Source organism: Thermoleptolyngbya oregonensis NK1-22 (assembly GCF_032705245.1).
GTDB classification, from domain to species: Bacteria; Cyanobacteriota; Cyanobacteriia; order Elainellales; family Elainellaceae; genus Thermoleptolyngbya; species Thermoleptolyngbya sichuanensis.
This window is the reverse complement of the sequence record NZ_CP053540.1, coordinates 1,646,060-1,660,093: the sequence shown is the minus strand read 5'-3', so window position 1 is coordinate 1,660,093 and position 14,034 is coordinate 1,646,060. Positions and strand designations below refer to the sequence as shown.

The 14,034-nt window shown below is 54.2% G+C and carries 25 protein-coding genes; all 25 read right to left on the bottom strand.

Translation table 11 applies throughout. The features are described 5' to 3' along the window. Positions 1 to 79: 79 nt before the first annotated feature. The 25 genes from rpmE to rplV all read right to left on the bottom strand — a co-directional run bounded on the left by rpmE (position 80) and on the right by rplV (position 14,018). Positions 80 to 328, bottom strand: coding sequence for a 50S ribosomal protein L31 (rpmE, locus tag HNI00_RS07160; protein ID WP_172358424.1), 249 nt, complete (start codon positions 326 to 328; stop codon positions 80 to 82). Positions 329 to 430: 102 nt separating this feature from the next. Then, positions 431 to 844 (bottom strand): 30S ribosomal protein S9, encoded by a 414-nt coding sequence (gene rpsI, locus HNI00_RS07155; RefSeq protein WP_068510037.1) that lies wholly within the window; start codon positions 842 to 844, stop codon positions 431 to 433. A 2-nt stretch (positions 845 to 846) separates the two neighbouring features. Beyond that, a complete protein-coding gene (rplM, locus tag HNI00_RS07150) occupies positions 847 to 1,299 on the bottom strand; it encodes a 50S ribosomal protein L13 (RefSeq protein ID WP_297080134.1) in 453 nt (150 codons plus the stop codon). Positions 1,300 to 1,405: 106 nt separating this feature from the next. Next, entirely contained in the window at positions 1,406 to 2,302 is an 897-nt protein-coding gene (gene truA, locus HNI00_RS07145) for a tRNA pseudouridine(38-40) synthase TruA (protein WP_316791972.1), read from the bottom strand. 18 nt (positions 2,303 to 2,320) lie between these two features. Further along, complete coding sequence (rplQ, locus tag HNI00_RS07140) at positions 2,321 to 2,671, bottom strand: 50S ribosomal protein L17 (protein ID WP_277772171.1); 351 nt, start codon at positions 2,669 to 2,671, stop codon at positions 2,321 to 2,323. A 117-nt stretch (positions 2,672 to 2,788) separates the two neighbouring features. Further along, entirely contained in the window at positions 2,789 to 3,736 is a 948-nt protein-coding gene (locus tag HNI00_RS07135) for a DNA-directed RNA polymerase subunit alpha (protein WP_316791969.1), read from the bottom strand. Between the two features lie 234 nt (positions 3,737 to 3,970). Further along, positions 3,971 to 4,366, bottom strand: a complete 396-nt coding sequence (gene rpsK, locus HNI00_RS07130) for a 30S ribosomal protein S11 (RefSeq protein ID WP_068510048.1) — start codon at positions 4,364 to 4,366, stop codon at positions 3,971 to 3,973. A 358-nt stretch (positions 4,367 to 4,724) separates the two neighbouring features. Continuing rightward, positions 4,725 to 5,108, bottom strand: a complete 384-nt coding sequence (gene rpsM / locus HNI00_RS07125) for a 30S ribosomal protein S13 (protein WP_068510050.1) — start codon at positions 5,106 to 5,108, stop codon at positions 4,725 to 4,727. 83 nt (positions 5,109 to 5,191) lie between these two features. Continuing rightward, the gene (gene rpmJ / locus HNI00_RS07120) at positions 5,192 to 5,305 is read right to left on the bottom strand and encodes a 50S ribosomal protein L36 (RefSeq protein WP_006618079.1); all 114 of its coding nucleotides are present in this window, start codon (positions 5,303 to 5,305) and stop codon (positions 5,192 to 5,194) included. Positions 5,306 to 5,469: 164 nt separating this feature from the next. Beyond that, positions 5,470 to 5,697 (bottom strand): translation initiation factor IF-1, encoded by a 228-nt coding sequence (gene infA / locus HNI00_RS07115; protein WP_058881950.1) that lies wholly within the window; start codon positions 5,695 to 5,697, stop codon positions 5,470 to 5,472. A 330-nt stretch (positions 5,698 to 6,027) separates the two neighbouring features. Then, positions 6,028 to 6,582, bottom strand: a complete 555-nt coding sequence (locus HNI00_RS07110; protein ID WP_297083281.1) for an adenylate kinase — start codon at positions 6,580 to 6,582, stop codon at positions 6,028 to 6,030. Further along, the gene (gene secY / locus HNI00_RS07105) at positions 6,582 to 7,886 is read right to left on the bottom strand and encodes a preprotein translocase subunit SecY (RefSeq protein WP_316791953.1); all 1,305 of its coding nucleotides are present in this window, start codon (positions 7,884 to 7,886) and stop codon (positions 6,582 to 6,584) included. Before secY ends, HNI00_RS07110 begins: the two co-directional genes overlap by 1 nt. Before the next feature lie 89 nt (positions 7,887 to 7,975). Continuing rightward, positions 7,976 to 8,422 (bottom strand): 50S ribosomal protein L15, encoded by a 447-nt coding sequence (gene rplO, locus HNI00_RS07100; RefSeq protein WP_316791950.1) that lies wholly within the window; start codon positions 8,420 to 8,422, stop codon positions 7,976 to 7,978. A gap of 6 nt (positions 8,423 to 8,428) precedes the next feature. After that, a complete protein-coding gene (gene rpsE / locus HNI00_RS07095; RefSeq protein WP_172358432.1) occupies positions 8,429 to 8,950 on the bottom strand; it encodes a 30S ribosomal protein S5 in 522 nt (173 codons plus the stop codon). Between the two features lie 50 nt (positions 8,951 to 9,000). Then, complete coding sequence (gene rplR / locus HNI00_RS07090) at positions 9,001 to 9,363, bottom strand: 50S ribosomal protein L18 (RefSeq protein ID WP_316791946.1); 363 nt, start codon at positions 9,361 to 9,363, stop codon at positions 9,001 to 9,003. A 3-nt stretch (positions 9,364 to 9,366) separates the two neighbouring features. Beyond that, complete coding sequence (gene rplF / locus HNI00_RS07085) at positions 9,367 to 9,906, bottom strand: 50S ribosomal protein L6 (RefSeq protein ID WP_172358434.1); 540 nt, start codon at positions 9,904 to 9,906, stop codon at positions 9,367 to 9,369. 161 nt (positions 9,907 to 10,067) lie between these two features. After that, positions 10,068 to 10,469 carry a 30S ribosomal protein S8 gene (gene rpsH / locus HNI00_RS07080; RefSeq protein WP_068510063.1) on the bottom strand — a complete coding sequence of 134 codons (402 nt, stop codon included), beginning with the start codon at positions 10,467 to 10,469 and terminating at the stop codon, positions 10,068 to 10,070. A 23-nt stretch (positions 10,470 to 10,492) separates the two neighbouring features. After that, on the bottom strand, positions 10,493 to 11,041 hold the full coding sequence (rplE, locus tag HNI00_RS07075) for a 50S ribosomal protein L5 (RefSeq protein WP_068510065.1): 549 nt from the start codon (positions 11,039 to 11,041) through the stop codon (positions 10,493 to 10,495). A gap of 64 nt (positions 11,042 to 11,105) precedes the next feature. Further along, positions 11,106 to 11,438, bottom strand: a complete 333-nt coding sequence (gene rplX, locus HNI00_RS07070) for a 50S ribosomal protein L24 (RefSeq protein WP_068510066.1) — start codon at positions 11,436 to 11,438, stop codon at positions 11,106 to 11,108. Continuing rightward, positions 11,438 to 11,803 carry a 50S ribosomal protein L14 gene (gene rplN / locus HNI00_RS07065; protein ID WP_068510068.1) on the bottom strand — a complete coding sequence of 122 codons (366 nt, stop codon included), beginning with the start codon at positions 11,801 to 11,803 and terminating at the stop codon, positions 11,438 to 11,440. Before rplN ends, rplX begins: the two co-directional genes overlap by 1 nt. Before the next feature lie 22 nt (positions 11,804 to 11,825). Then, entirely contained in the window at positions 11,826 to 12,077 is a 252-nt protein-coding gene (gene rpsQ / locus HNI00_RS07060) for a 30S ribosomal protein S17 (protein WP_277772177.1), read from the bottom strand. Between the two features lie 6 nt (positions 12,078 to 12,083). After that, on the bottom strand, positions 12,084 to 12,311 hold the full coding sequence (gene rpmC, locus HNI00_RS07055) for a 50S ribosomal protein L29 (protein WP_172358437.1): 228 nt from the start codon (positions 12,309 to 12,311) through the stop codon (positions 12,084 to 12,086). A gap of 2 nt (positions 12,312 to 12,313) precedes the next feature. Then, positions 12,314 to 12,748 (bottom strand): 50S ribosomal protein L16, encoded by a 435-nt coding sequence (gene rplP, locus HNI00_RS07050; RefSeq protein WP_068510074.1) that lies wholly within the window; start codon positions 12,746 to 12,748, stop codon positions 12,314 to 12,316. Positions 12,749 to 12,835: 87 nt separating this feature from the next. After that, a complete protein-coding gene (rpsC, locus tag HNI00_RS07045; protein ID WP_068510076.1) occupies positions 12,836 to 13,570 on the bottom strand; it encodes a 30S ribosomal protein S3 in 735 nt (244 codons plus the stop codon). 88 nt (positions 13,571 to 13,658) lie between these two features. After that, positions 13,659 to 14,018 (bottom strand): 50S ribosomal protein L22, encoded by a 360-nt coding sequence (rplV, locus tag HNI00_RS07040; protein WP_297080126.1) that lies wholly within the window; start codon positions 14,016 to 14,018, stop codon positions 13,659 to 13,661. Between the last annotated feature and the right edge of the window lie 16 nt (positions 14,019 to 14,034).

Below are 14,034 nucleotides of genomic sequence, written 5' to 3'. Positions count from 1 at the left end.
ACGATAGGTGAGGCGAAGGGTTCGCCACCCGTGAGGGTCAAAATTCAGAAAATGAAGGCGATCGCCAATTTTCCTATCGCTACTTCTTCTTATCCGCCGCTGCGCCGTCGCCCGTGCGCGAGTCGGTCATCCCATACTTCCGCAAGAAGCGCTCCACGCGACCCTCAGTGTCGATAATCTTCTGAGTGCCCGTATAGAAGGGATGGTTGCCAGACCATACATCGACGTGCAGTTCGGGCTTAGTAGAACCAACGGTCGTGACCAGTTCACCGTTGCAGTAAACCTTGGCTTCGGGATACCAAGTGGGATGGATGTCAGGCTTTGGCATAACAGTCTCAAGTCTGTTGCTTTTCAAGGGTTGTCAAGGATTGTCAAACGGTCAATGCAGGCGATCGAGCAAGGTGCAGCCTACGTCGCCCCTACAGCCAGTCTAGCGCTTCGAGTATTGGGGAGCCTTGCGGGCCTTGTGCAGACCGTACTTCTTCCGCTCTTTAGCGCGGGGATCGCGGGTCAAATAGCCTTCAATTTTTAGCGGCTTGCGGTTCTCAGGGTCTAGTTCGCAGAGCGCCCGCGCTACACCCAGGCGGATTGAGTCTGCCTGGCCGGTCAGTCCGCCACCCGTTGCATTCACCAACACGTCGTATTCATTTTCCAGTCCCAGGGTTTCCAGAGGCGCTTTGGCGATCGCCAGATAGGATGGGTTGAACTGGAGATACTCTTCTCCGGGGCGGCCATTCACGATCAGCTTGCCCGTACCAGGCACTAGCCGAACGCGGGCGATCGCCGACTTGCGACGACCCGTCCCCCAATACACAACACGACCAGACTTCTCAGTAGCTTGCATTCTTATTTCTCTCCAGGAATCGTTTTAATCGTCAAAACTTCGGGCTGCTGAGCCGCATGAGGATGGGTCGGGCCCGCATAGACCTTGAGCTTGGTAAACAACTGGCGACCCAGGGAGTTCTTCGGCAGCATCCCCTTCACAGCCTGCTCTACAATCCGCTCTGGCAGGCGAGACTGGAGCTTGGTAAAGTTCTCCACCTTCATGCCGCCGGGCCGCCCAGAATGACGACGGTAGAGCTTTTGGGTGCGCTTTTTGCCCGTCACGTCTACTTTTTCAGCATTCACGATGATTACGAAATCGCCCGTGTCCAGATGCGGCGTAAAGGTCGGCTTGTTTTTGCCGCGAAGCACATTGGCGACTTCGCTGGCCAGCCGTCCGAGGCGCTGATCGGTCGCATCGACGACGTACCACTTACGCTCAATTTCGGTTGTAGGAGGAAGATAGGTCTTGTTCATGATGTTCTATCGGGTTCCAGGAGGGTCAAAGGGTTAGGAAAGGCTCGTAGGAGGCTCAGAGTAGGAGGCTTAGGCAAAAGAGGAAAAGGGCTTGACGACGCACTAGCTAGACAGACGAGGCAACGGCGATCGCTGGCTCGGTCAGCGGCAAGAGGAACTGGGGCTGGGTGTCATACCAGAGGCTCGGCTCAAAGGGCGAATCAGGATAGCCTACGCGTAGCAAGCAGAGTCCCTGCGGCGGAGCGGCATACTTAACCTCGTCCCGGCGCTGCTCTTGCCAGAGGCGGGTAAACTCGGTGGGCGATCGCTCTCCCCGTCCCACGTCAACCAGCATTCCCACCAGCAGACGCACCATGCCGTAGAGGAACCCGCTCGCCTGGATCTCTAGCTGCACGAAGGGCCCACGTCGGACGCACTCTACCGCCTGCACATCGACCCAGGAATGGGCTCGCTTCGAGCCAGCCCGGTGAAATGCTGCCAGGTGCTGTCGCCCCAGCAATGGGGTCAGCGCTGCCTGCATAGCTTCAACATCCAGCGGCGCATGATAATAGTGCCAACTAAAGGGGCGGACAAACAAATTGGGGCAAGCGTCAGTGTAGAGCGTATAGCGATAGCGTCGCCAAATCGCTGAAAACCGAGCGTGCCAGGAACGATCCACCGGGGCCGAAGCCCGAATTAGCACGTCTTCTGGCAGGCGGCTATTGAGAATATCACGCCAGCGGTAGGGCGGGATCAGGGTCGCCGCATCAAAATGAGCTACCTGAGCGGCTGCGTGAACGCCAGAATCGGTTCGCCCTGCGCCATGCAGCGTCACAGAATACCCCAGCACAGCGGCGATCGCCCGCTCAATTTCTTCCTGGACGGTGCGATGCTGCGCCTGCCGCTGCCAGCCGTGAAACCGAGTGCCCAGGTATTGAATGACCAAGGCAACCCGTTGTGAGTCTACCGAGCAGGCTTCCCCTGAACTAGCAGACTCCTTTAGCGTTGGCAGCGCGATCGCCATAGCCAGATGCCTACATCCTCAGGTCAGTTCGATAATCGCCATTTCAGCGTTATCGCCCCGGCGGCTTACGGTTCGCTGAATGCGAGTGTAGCCCCCATTGCGATCGCCATAGCGCTCCTTCGCACCCTCAAACAGGGCGTGAACAAGCTGCTTGTCATAAAGGTAGCCCAGAGCCTCACGTCGAGCAGCCAGAGAGCCGTCCTTTGCAAGCGTAATCATTCGCTCTGCTTCGGAACGGACTGCCTTGGCCCGCACCTTGGTCGTTGTGATGCGACCGTGACGAATGAGTTCAGTGGTCAGCGCTCTGAGGAGAGCGCGCCGCTGATCTGCGGGCTTACCCAGTTGTGGAACACGACGACGGTGACGCATATCACTTAGAAATTAAACTAAACAGCAAAACGAAAGCAGTACGGTAAAGTCCCTACCCAAAGTCCTTGCCCCTTGCCCAGCCCCAATACGGCACAGCAAGCCAGAACCCCAACGACCTTAACCAGTCTTGGCAGGCTTTTCATGGGGCAGGGTAATCCCCATGCGAGTTTGAAGCGCCTCGATCACCTCTTCGGCAGACTTCGCACCAAAGTTTTTGATTTCTAACAAATCTTCTTGGGAGTACTCCAATAAATCCGCCACCGTATTGATCTGGGCCCGTTTCAGACAGTTGTAGGCGCGAACCGAAAGATTCAGTTCCTCAATCAAGATCTGGTTGTGGGGATCTTCATCATCCGAGAAGATGGGCCCAATGTCATCAATCGTGATGTCCTTCAGCGGGGTAAACAGATCCACCAGAATACCGGCAGCCTGACTCAGAGCATCTTGAGGAGTGATGCTACCATTCGTCCACACTTCCATGATCAGGCGATCTTTTTCTAGAGACCCGCCAACCCGCGCATCCTCAACGGTGTAATTCACCTTACGCACAGGCATGAAAATTGAGTCGATTTGCAAATAATCAACCGCCGAAGAGTCATCCCGGCTCCGATCAATGGCTCGATAGCCGATGCCCTTCTCGATCTTGAACTCCATCTCCAGCACAGAACCTGCGGAAACCGTCGCGATGTGCTGAGTTTCATCCACCACTTCGACATCAGATGGAAGATCGAAGTAAGCAGAGGTGACATCCAGCGGGCCCTCCACCCGAAGCCGCCCAATCTGCGGCTGAGAAGAGTAACTCTTCAGCACGACTTCCTTCATGTTCAGCAGGATGTCGAGGGCATCCTCTTTCACACCCGGCACGGTCATAAACTCATGCGTCACCCCTGCAATTCGGACTGCCGTAACCGCAGCCCCCTCTAGGTTCGACAGCAGCACACGTCGGAGTGCATTTCCGACCGTCGTACCCTGACCCCGCTCCAAAGGCTCAAGAACAAACTTGCTGTATAGACTCTGGTTTTTCCCTGTTTCGGACTCTATGCACTCAACCTTGAAATGTGCCATAGACCAACCTCTCTTCTCCTTAGCCACAGAAGGCAGGCAACCTTCTTATGTTTTCAATGTTCTCGTCTGCCAGCGCTCTATCCCCTTGCTCTGGAGAAACAAAACCCAACTGGTCAGCCTAGCAAAGATATCAACCGTCGAAACAAAAACCAGCGCTTTATCCCTCAACTGAATCCGCTCGACTCCCTGCTTGCTGAGCTTCCGGCAGTCCTTGCTCCAACAAAGCAGGAAAGACTAGACTCGCCGCCGCTTGGGAGGACGACAGCCGTTGTGTGGGATAGGCGTTACGTCGCGGATTAGTGTGATTTCCAGTCCAGCGCCTTGGAGCGCCCGAATGGCAGTCTCCCGCCCTGACCCAGGGCCGCTGACCATCACCTCAATCTGGCGCATTCCCTGATCCATGGCGCGACGAGCCGCATTTTCAGCAGCAGTCTGAGCCGCAAAAGGGGTTCCTTTCTTGGCCCCTTTGAAGCCGCTGGAGCCAGCAGAGGCCCAAGAAATCGCCTCTCCATTTGCGTCCGTGATCGTCACGATCGTGTTGTTGAATGTGGATTGGATATGGGCAACACCGCTGGGGATGTTCTTCTTTTGCTTCTTGGGGCCAGTTCGTTTCGTGGGTTGTCGAGCCATTTCTCTTCGCTAAGTCTAGGAATAGGGTTTACTTTGTCAAACCAAGGGTAGTCAAACTGTTAGGACAGGGAAATAGATTCAGAGGGATGGGGTGGATAGGCGTGGAAGATTGGACTGGCCGCACTTGAGAGGAAAGTAGAAGGGCGATCGCACTCAAGCAGCCTTAAAGCTAGGACTAAAAGCCTTCCCGCCCACAACTATCTCGATCGCTGAGGCAAGTAGGTCGAGCAATCAGATACAACCACACCAAAGAGGGAACAAAACCAACACGCTAATTCACTTCTGGCAAAAGCGCCCTGACAAAGCTAACCATGCACTGGTTCACACAAGTCCGCCAGCACCACCCTCAACCTATCGTCTACTTCTTGCCAGGAGCCTTCTTCTTGCCAGCTACCGTGCGCCGACCGCCGCGACGGGTTCGAGCATTCGTGCGAGTCCGCTGTCCGCGAACGGGCAGACCCATCCGGTGCCGCCGGCCGCGATAGGTGCCGATGTCCATCAGGCGCTTAATGTTCAGGGATTCCAAACGTCTGAGGTCACCCTCGACCTCATAGTCAGACTCCACCGTTTCGCGCAGGGCTGCAACATCTGCGTCGCTCAGATCCTTAACGCGAGTATCGGGGTTCACACCCGTCTTCGCGAGGATTGCTTTGGATCGGGTCAGCCCGATGCCATAGATATAGGTCAAACCGATCTCAACACGCTTATCGCGAGGAAGATCCACTCCGGCAATTCGTGCCACGCTTTGTACTCCTACTTCTGCCGCTCAGCAATGAACTCAACTTCAAATTGACCTAAGATAGGTCGATTCAACCACTCAACGTACTAACCCTGCCGTTGCTTATGCTTGGGGTTAGAACAAATCACCATAACTCGGCCGCGGCGACGGATGACGCGACACTTCTCACAGATTTTCTTGACGGATGCTCGGACTTTCATGCCCCGAAATGTCCCAAATTTGACTACTGACTACAAACCCAATATGTTATCAACTTTTTAGATAAAATGTCAAGGAAAAGTCTCAGATTAAACATCTCGCCTGTGGGCAGGCGATCGCGCTAAACGCCACTAACAGCTATTAACACTTGAATGCAGTGCCTCTCCTACTTCTTATTTCGGAGGCGATAGGTGATCCGCCCTTTGGTCAGGTCGTAGGGTGTCAGCTCGACCTTGACGCGATCGCCTGGCAAAATTTTGATGTAATTTCGGCGAATCTTGCCCGAAATATGAGCCAAGACATTAAATCCGTTGTCTAAGTCCACGCGAAACATGGCGTTGGGCAACGAATCCGTCACCGTTCCTTCCATTTCAATCAGATCCTGTTTAGACAATGCATCCTCCTAAACTAAAAGCGATTCAAGCCAGTGACTCAGACCATTGATCCAGACTCCATAGCGCCTTTGCAGCGTGCTATCAGCCTAGAGCGATCCTGCCTCTCCGGTGTTCAAAACGGGTATTCCAGACATGTCCATCACAAAGGGCCTTGAAGCAAACCGCTTTCATAGCCCAGGGAACCGTTAAGTACCCTAAACACCTAAAAAATGCACCATCTATTAGATTAACAAATACTCCAAGAACCTGTGCGTGTCGGTATCCGCGGCACACCCAATAGGCTTGGGACGGTCTATCCAAACGTGTTTTTTCAAGCCAAGCTAAGCTGCCTAGCTGCTAATCAACTGGCGTAGCGCCGCCCCCACATGCTCAATGGATTGATTGCCATCGATTGAAACAAGCTGCTGGCGATCGCGATAAAAGTCAATCAGCGGCGCAGTTTGATTGCGGTATACCGCCAGACGAGTACGAATCACTTCCTCGTTATCGTCTGTCCGCCCTCGGCCCAAGAGGCGAGCCACCAAAACCTCATCGGGCACTTCCAAATTGACGACACAATCGCAGGACTGTTCAATTTCTGCCAATAGTTCATCGAGAAACTTGGCCTGCTCAACATTACGAGGAAAGCCGTCCAAAATCCAGCCTTCTTGGGCATCTGGCTGGCTGAGGCGATCGCGTACTAAGTCCAGAATCAAAGCATCCGGCACCAATTCCCCGCGATCCATGTAGGACTGAGCCTTTTGCCCAAGCTCGGTTCCGCTTGCCACAGCAGCCCGCAAAATATCTCCTGTAGAAACATGAGGAATCGAAGCGCTAGCCGCTAGTTCGGCCGCCTGAGTGCCTTTGCCCGCTCCGGGAGGTCCTAAAAATATCAGTCGTGCCACTATTGCTTCACCATCCCTTCATAGCGCTGCGAAATTACATAGGTCTGAATCTGCTTTGCCGTGTCAATTGCGACACCCACCAGAATTAGCAGTGACGTAGCACCCAAGCCCTGAAAGGTCGTCACGCGGGTCGCGCCTTCAACGGCAGCCGGAACAATCGCAACCAATCCCAGAAAAATCGCACCCAAAAAGGTCAGTCGGTTCAGCACCCGTTCAATATAATCACTCGTTGCCTTACCAGGACGAATCCCCGGCACGCTTGCGCCCATCTTCTTCAGGTTCTGGGACATGTCTACTGGATTGACCACCAGCGATGCATAGAAGTAGCTGAAGAACAAGATCAGCAGCAGCAGCGCTAGCACGTAGACCCAAGTGCCCGGCCGTAGGTAAGACAGTACCCGCGTCACCATCTCGTTATCCCCAAAAAACTGCGAGAGGTAGATCGGGAGAGACAGAACCGCCGTAGCAAAAATAATCGGCATCACGCCGCCCTGATTGAGGCGCAGCGGCAGATAGCTGCTCTTTTCAAGGTAGAGTTTGCGCCCGACCTGGCGACGGGCAGAGATGATGGGAATACGCCGGGTTCCCTCTTGAACAAAAACGATGCCGACGATCATTGCCAGGAATACTAGGAGCAGAATGATCACACCGCTGACCACGCTGCGATCGCCACTCTGGGCAAGGTCGATAGTTTGTCCGAGCGATCGCGGCAAAGTTGACACAATGCTGACGAAAATTAGCAGCGACGCACCATTGCCCACACCCCGCTCCGTGATCAGCTCACCTACCCACATCACAAACATCGAGCCAGCCGTCAGAGCCAGCACCATTTGTGCAATGAACAGCGGCCCCGGCGACTCAGCAAACTGGTTCACAAAAATCGCTAGACCCAGGCTTTGAATAATGCCCCAACCCAGTGCAACGTAGCGCGTAATTTGAGCAATCTTGCGGCGGCCCGCTTCTCCCTCTTCCTTTTGCAGCTTCTCAAGACTGGGGAGCGCAGCTGTTAGCAGTTGCAGAATAATAGACGCATTAATATAAGGCAAAATACCCAGTGCAAAAATACCCAGCGTCGAGAGTCCTCGACCCGTAAACACATCTAAAAAGCCAATGATGGCCGATAAAGCGCCGGTCTCCGTGGCCGCCTGAAAGGCCTGTCGATTAATGCCAGGGATCGGGATAAAGACACCCAGCCGTACCAGAATCAACATTCCCAAAGTCAGCAAAAGTCGTCCTCGCAGTCCGGCTGCTTGGGCCATCTGCAAGAAAGTTTCCTGCGCCGTGGGTGTCTTATCGCGCACCATAGTCTCAGTACCTCTCCCTCTATAAAACTAAGCAGAGCAGGAGAGCCAACCACTCACCGCTCTGCCTTGCTGCAAAGTCGCTCTATATCTTAATCTAGCAGGTTGAAGCTTCCGCCTGCGCCCTCAATCTTGCGCTTCGCCGATTCAGTAAAGGCCGCAGCCGTCACTTGAAGCGCAACACTCAGTTCACCGTCGCCCAAAATCTTCAACGGGCCATCGTTTTGCGTCACAATTCCCAATTCCATCAGCGAGTCGAGGTTGACCTCTGTCCCCTTAGGCAGTTCAGCCAAGTCTCCTACGTTCACGATGGTGTAGGAAATCCGGTTGATCAGCGGGAAATGCTTCAGCTTCGGAATCCGGCGATAGAGAGGCAACTGCCCACCCTCAAAGCCCGGCCGGGTGCTGCGTCCAGAGCGCGACTTTTGTCCCCGCATTCCGAAGCCGCCGCTTGCACCCTGCCCGGCGGAAATGCCCCGGCCAACCCGGCGACGACGCTTCTGAGAACCCGGTTTTGGAAATGTGTCTGAAAGTCTCATAGTTCGTCAAGAATAGAGTTTTTCAATGGGAACATCGCGTTCTTCTGCTACCTCAGAGAAGGTGCGGAGGGCAGAAAGTGCATTTGCAGCGGCCCTGGCATTATTGAGCGGGTTACCCGAACCCAACTGTTTCGCCAGAACGTTCTTCACACCCGCCAGTTCTAGCACGGTACGCACGGAACCACCTGCAATTACACCAGTTCCCGGAGCAGCGGGACGAATCATCACCTTCGCGCCGCCGCCTGCGCCATTGGTTGGGTGAGGAATGGAGTCAGACTTAGTCAGGGGAACCTCGACCAAGTGCTTCTTGCCGTCAGCAACGCCTTTCTTCACTGCACCAATTACGTCAGCGGCCTTGCCAACGCCAACCCCAACCTGGCCCCGTTCGTTGCCGACGATCACGATTGCCCGGAAGCTGAGCTTCTTACCCCCCTTAACCACTTTGGTAACACGGCGGATCTGAACAACACGCTCTTGCCATTCAGTCTCTTTTTCTTTGACGCGACTTGTCTTGGTTTTCTTCGCCATAGCTTGCTTGTCCTGGATAGTGTGCTTGTCCTAAAGATGAATCTGAAAGGCTAGAAGCTTAGACCACCTTCACGAGCGGCATCTGCCAAAGCCTTGACGCGGCCGTGATACAGCTTGCCGCCCCGGTCAAACACGACTTGCGTAATCCCCTTTTCGAGCGATCGCGCTGCAATCAGCTTACCGACTTCTACAGACGCATCGCAGTTCGCACCTGAAGTGAGCTTTTCGCGCAGCGCAGGCTCCAGCGTCGATGCAGCAGCAAGCGTTCGATGCTGCGTGTCATCAATGACCTGGGCATAGATATGCTGATTAGAGCGAAATACAGCCAGACGAGGACGTTCAGACGTGCCAGAAACTGTCTGGCGGATGCGGACGTGACGACGCTGAGTCGCTTCCTTACGAGTCAGTTTCATAGGTTATTTCTTCCCTGCCTTACCGGCCTTACGTCTGACAACCTCGCCAGCATAGCGAATGCCCTTACCCTTGTAGGGCTCTGGCGGACGAACTGCGCGAACCTGAGCCGCAATATTACCAACAATTTCCTTATCAATTCCGCTGACCAGAATGTTGGTATTGTTCTCAACGGCAAATTGAACCCCGTCAGGCGGCTCGATCAAAACTGGATGGCTATAGCCTACAATCAGGTTCAGATTTCGCCCTTGAATCTGAGCCCGATAACCCACCCCCTGGATTTCAAGCTTGCGCTGAAATCCCTGAGACACGCCCTCCACCATATTGGCAACCAGCGTTCGGCACAATCCGTGGCGCTGACGGGCAGCGCGAGACTCGTTGCGACGATTCACCGTCAACGTATCGCCCTCTTGCAGAACCTCAACCTCTGGCGGAAGCGTGCGCGAGAGTTCTCCCTTGGGGCCTTTGACAACCAGAGTCTGACCGTCAAGGGTAACGGTCACCTTCTGAGGGACACTAATAGGACGTTTTCCAATGCGAGACATGACAAGTCACTCCTGGACGATCTTGCTGGCTTTCAAGCGATGCGCTTACGACACAAGCGCCACCAGGCAAACACAAAGCAAACACAAATAAAATGAGAGGCTAGATTTAGCTTTGACCCAAGCAGCCATCCGCTCAGACAAAGTCAGATCGAGAAAAATCCTTACCAGACGTAGCAGAGAACTTCTCCTCCCACACCCTGACGACGGGCATCCCGATCCGTCATGATGCCGCTGGAGGTTGAAACAATGGCAATTCCAATGCCACCCAACACGCGAGGCAGATCGCGGCAGTTTGAGTAAACTCGCAGTCCAGGTTTGCTGACCCGCTGTAGCGCATTGATAATTGGACGGCGGCCTTTGCCCTTGTACTTCAGAGCAATTACCAGTCGCTTCTGCGCTCCTTCGCCTGTCTCAGAAAACTCGCTGATGAATCCTTCTTCCAAGAGCACACGAGCAATGTTGCGCGTCATCTTGGTAGACGGGACTTCGGTCGTTTGATGCCGGGCGAGATTCGCGTTGCGAATGCGGGTCAGCATGTCTGCAATTGTGTCGTTAGACGCCATAATTTCCTCTTTGTCAGCCTGCCTCAGTTATCGCGAAAGGGCATTCCCAGTTCCTTTAACAGGGCGCGTCCCTCTTCATCTGTGGTTGCCGTGGTGATGATCGAAATGTCCATGCCCCGAATTTGGTCAATGTTGTCGTACTCAATTTCGGGGAAAATGAGTTGTTCACGAAGCCCCAGAGTATAGTTACCACGACCATCAAAGCTCTTGGGGCTGATGCCGCGAAAATCTCGAATCCGAGGCAGCACCAGGTTTATAAGGCGATCCAGAAAGGCATACATGCGCTCCGAGCGCAGGGTGACCATGATGCCCACTGGCATTCCTTTACGAATCTTGAAACCGGCGATCGCCTTCTTAGCCCTCGTCACCACTGGCTTCTGTCCAGTGATCACCGCAATCTCTGCCAGGGAAGCCTCCAGCGCTTTTGCATTCTGAGCCGCTTCGCCCATCCCCCGGTTCACGGTCACCTTGACCACTTTGGGAACCTGATGAACGTTTTCGTAGTTAAACTGCTCCACCAGCTTCGGAACTACGGTCTCCTGATAGTAGGTTTTTAACCTGGGACTTGCCATAACACTCTCCTGATATATTCCTGGGCTTGGTCAGGAATGAAACATGAAACGTGAATCTGAAACGCTAGTCGATAATCTCACCGGTCTTCTTCAGCATTCTGACTTTTCGGCCATCCGCATTGAAGGTATAAGAAATTCGGCTCGCGACCTTCTGCTTGGTGGAGTAGGGAAGGACATTGGAGCTATGAATCGGAGCCTCAAAGGTCTGAATCTGACCAGACTCCCCTTCTTGCTGAGGCTTGACATGCTTCGTCCGCACGTTAACGCCTTTGACCACCACCTTGCTGGTTTCAGGATAGACACGCAAGATCTCGCCGACTTTGCCCTTATCGCTTCCTGAAATAACTTGGACGGTGTCGCCCTTCTTCACATGCATTTTGTAGCGCAGCTTGCCCATCACAGCACCTCCGGAGCCAGCGAGACAATCTTAGTAAAGTTCTTATCGCGCAACTCCCGCGCAACCGGGCCAAACACGCGAGTTCCTCTGGGGTTGCCATCGTTATTGATGATCACGGCGGCATTGTCGTCAAACCGGATGCTCATGCCGCTATCTCGCCGCAGACCCTTCTTGGTTCGCACAACCACTGCCCGTACCACATCAGACTTCTTGACCGCCATATTCGGAATGGCATCCTTAACCACAGCGATGATCACATCTCCCACACCGGCATAGCGACGGTTGCCACCCAACACTCGAATGCACATCAGCTTGCGAGCGCCGCTGTTGTCCGCCACGTTGAGATAAGTTTCCTGTTGAATCATGGTGTCTCTCCTCCGGGGTGGACTAGCTCTCTGAAGTCTGATTTAGGATGTCCACAACGGTCCAACGCTTTGTGCGGCTGAGCGGACGGGTTTCTTGAATCCGAACGCGATCGCCCGTTTTGCACTTGTTTTCTTCGTCGTGAACCTTATAGCGCTTCGTTCGCACCATAATTTTGCGATACTTCGGGTGAGGGGCACGGTTCTCCACCGCGACGACGACCGTCTTTTCCATCTTGTCGCTCACCACGACTCCAACTCGCTCTTTGACTGCCATTGCCCCTTACTCCTTCTCTGCATCCGCTTGTGCAGCTGCCAATTGCCGCTCCCGCTCCACGGTCATCAGTTGCGCCAGCCGGTGGCGGACATGTCCAAACTGATGCGTCTTATCCAGTTGCCGCGTCGCCTTTTGGAAGCGCAAGTCAAATAACTGCTTCTTGGCGGCTACAATTTGCTCACTGAGTTCTTGATCACTGAGATCACGAATCTCTGAAATCTTAGGCAGAGCCATCTCTACGACTCCTCCACTGCTTGCTCTTGTTGTTCCTTAACAATGAACTTGGTCTTGATTGGGAGCTTGTACTGCGCCAGTCGCATCGCCTCACGGGCAGTCTCTTCCGGCACTCCAGCAATCTCAAACAAGATTCGACCCGGCTTTACCACTGCCACCCAAAACTCAGGGTTGCCCTTACCCGAACCCATCCGGGTTTCCGCCGGACGCATGGTAACCGGCTTATCCGGGAAAATACGAATCCAGATCTTGCCACCCCGACGGATGTATCGAGTCATGGCGCGACGGCTAGCCTCAATCTGACGGGAGGTAATCCAGGATGGCTCCATTGCCTGAAGCCCAAAATCACCAAAATCAATATTGTTGCCGCGAGTTGCCCGCCCTTTCATGCGGCCGCGCTGCTGCTTGCGGAATTTAGTTCGTCTTGGACTTAACATGGCTCACTACCTTGAAATTGAAGCTAGGGTCAGGGTGGGGATGGAAGCACTGGTCTGATTCAGCTTTCGCCCTTCAGCCCGCCTTCCCTATCCTTCGTTAGAACGATCCTCAAACTGGCGGCGGCGCTGCTGACGGCGACGGGGCGGCACATTAGGAGCGGCTTCTTGCGTCACTCGTTCCTGCCCAGGAATAATCTCGCCTTTAAACACCCACACCTTGATTCCCAAAATGCCGTAAATCGTCTGGGCAGTGGTGTAGGCATAGTCAATATCTGCCCGCAGCGTGTGGAGCGGCACCTTGCCTTCGCGAGTGTATTCAGTACGGGCAATTTCTGCGCCGTTCAGGCGACCACTCACCTGGATTTTGATACCCTGCACCCCTGATTTCTGAGCGCGGGTAATCGCCTGACGCACGACCCGACGGAACGAAACCCGCTTTTCGAGCTGCTGCTGCACGTATTCAGCAATCAGCGCAGCATCAGCATCCACACGAGCAACCTCAACCACGTTGATCCGAATCTGGCGGCTGGTGTCTCCCAACTCTTTTTGAAGACCCTCGCGCAGCTTTTCGATCCCCGCGCCGCCACGACCCACAACCACGCCAGGACGGGCCGTCAAAACTTGGAGGTCGATTTGATCAGCCTTGCGCTCAATGCGAACCTCAGAGATACCTGCACTGCTCAACTCTTTGGCAACATATTTGCGGATTTTGTAGTCCTCTTGCAGCAGCTTGGGATAGCGGCTGGAGTCAGCAAACCAGAGAGAGCGATGCTCCTGGGTGATGCCGAGGCGGAAACCAACTGGATGAATCTTCTGTCCCACAATGTGTCCTCAGAAAAGGCAAGAATTTGAGTGAAGGGTACAAAACAAGGGGCGATCGCCATTCAACACGCCCAAACAGGGTCGCAACTCAGTCTTCAGCACCCGGAGCAACCGCAATCGTGATGTGACAAGTCGGCTTGCGAATTTGATAGGCCCGACCCTGAGCGCGGGGGCGAAACCGCTTCAGCACAGGGCCCTGATCAGCATAGGCAGTCGTCACCACCAGTTCAGCAGGGGCATAGCCCTCGTTATGCTCAGCATTGGCAACGGCAGACCGCAGCACCTTAAGCACCGGATCGCAGGCACGGTAGGGCATAAATTCCAGGATAATCAGTGCCTCTCGGTAAGAACGCCCCCGGATCTGATCCAGAACCCGACGCACCTTGTGGGGCGACATACGGATATAACGGGCAACAGCTTTTACTTCGTCTGCGGTCGTAACTGCCATGATGATTTCCTCTCAA

Bases quoted from the DNA above. Each gene is read 5' to 3' on its own strand.
- rpmE (WP_172358424.1), bottom strand. From the start codon at position 328: ATGCCAAAGCCTGACATCCATCCCACTTGGTATCCCGAAGCCAAGGTT.
- rpsI (WP_068510037.1), bottom strand. From the start codon at position 844: ATGCAAGCTACTGAGAAGTCTGGTCGTGTTGTGTATTGGGGGACGGGT.
- rplM (WP_297080134.1), bottom strand. From the start codon at position 1,299: ATGAACAAGACCTATCTTCCTCCTACAACCGAAATTGAGCGTAAGTGG.
- truA (WP_316791972.1), bottom strand. From the start codon at position 2,302: ATGGCGATCGCGCTGCCAACGCTAAAGGAGTCTGCTAGTTCAGGGGAA.
- rplQ (WP_277772171.1), bottom strand. From the start codon at position 2,671: ATGCGTCACCGTCGTCGTGTTCCACAACTGGGTAAGCCCGCAGATCAG.
- HNI00_RS07135 (WP_316791969.1), bottom strand. From the start codon at position 3,736: ATGGCACATTTCAAGGTTGAGTGCATAGAGTCCGAAACAGGGAAAAAC.
- rpsK (WP_068510048.1), bottom strand. From the start codon at position 4,366: ATGGCTCGACAACCCACGAAACGAACTGGCCCCAAGAAGCAAAAGAAG.
- rpmJ (WP_006618079.1), bottom strand. From the start codon at position 5,305: ATGAAAGTCCGAGCATCCGTCAAGAAAATCTGTGAGAAGTGTCGCGTC.
- secY (WP_316791953.1), bottom strand. From the start codon at position 7,886: ATGGTGCGCGATAAGACACCCACGGCGCAGGAAACTTTCTTGCAGATG.
- rplO (WP_316791950.1), bottom strand. From the start codon at position 8,422: ATGAGACTTTCAGACACATTTCCAAAACCGGGTTCTCAGAAGCGTCGT.
- rpsE (WP_172358432.1), bottom strand. From the start codon at position 8,950: ATGGCGAAGAAAACCAAGACAAGTCGCGTCAAAGAAAAAGAGACTGAA.
- rplR (WP_316791946.1), bottom strand. From the start codon at position 9,363: ATGAAACTGACTCGTAAGGAAGCGACTCAGCGTCGTCACGTCCGCATC.
- rplF (WP_172358434.1), bottom strand. From the start codon at position 9,906: ATGTCTCGCATTGGAAAACGTCCTATTAGTGTCCCTCAGAAGGTGACC.
- rpsH (WP_068510063.1), bottom strand. From the start codon at position 10,469: ATGGCGTCTAACGACACAATTGCAGACATGCTGACCCGCATTCGCAAC.
- rplE (WP_068510065.1), bottom strand. From the start codon at position 11,041: ATGGCAAGTCCCAGGTTAAAAACCTACTATCAGGAGACCGTAGTTCCG.
- rplX (WP_068510066.1), bottom strand. From the start codon at position 11,438: ATGGGCAAGCTGCGCTACAAAATGCATGTGAAGAAGGGCGACACCGTC.
- rplN (WP_068510068.1), bottom strand. From the start codon at position 11,803: ATGATTCAACAGGAAACTTATCTCAACGTGGCGGACAACAGCGGCGCT.
- rpsQ (WP_277772177.1), bottom strand. From the start codon at position 12,077: ATGGCAGTCAAAGAGCGAGTTGGAGTCGTGGTGAGCGACAAGATGGAA.
- rpmC (WP_172358437.1), bottom strand. From the start codon at position 12,311: ATGGCTCTGCCTAAGATTTCAGAGATTCGTGATCTCAGTGATCAAGAA.
- rplP (WP_068510074.1), bottom strand. From the start codon at position 12,748: ATGTTAAGTCCAAGACGAACTAAATTCCGCAAGCAGCAGCGCGGCCGC.
- rplV (WP_297080126.1), bottom strand. From the start codon at position 14,018: ATGGCAGTTACGACCGCAGACGAAGTAAAAGCTGTTGCCCGTTATATC.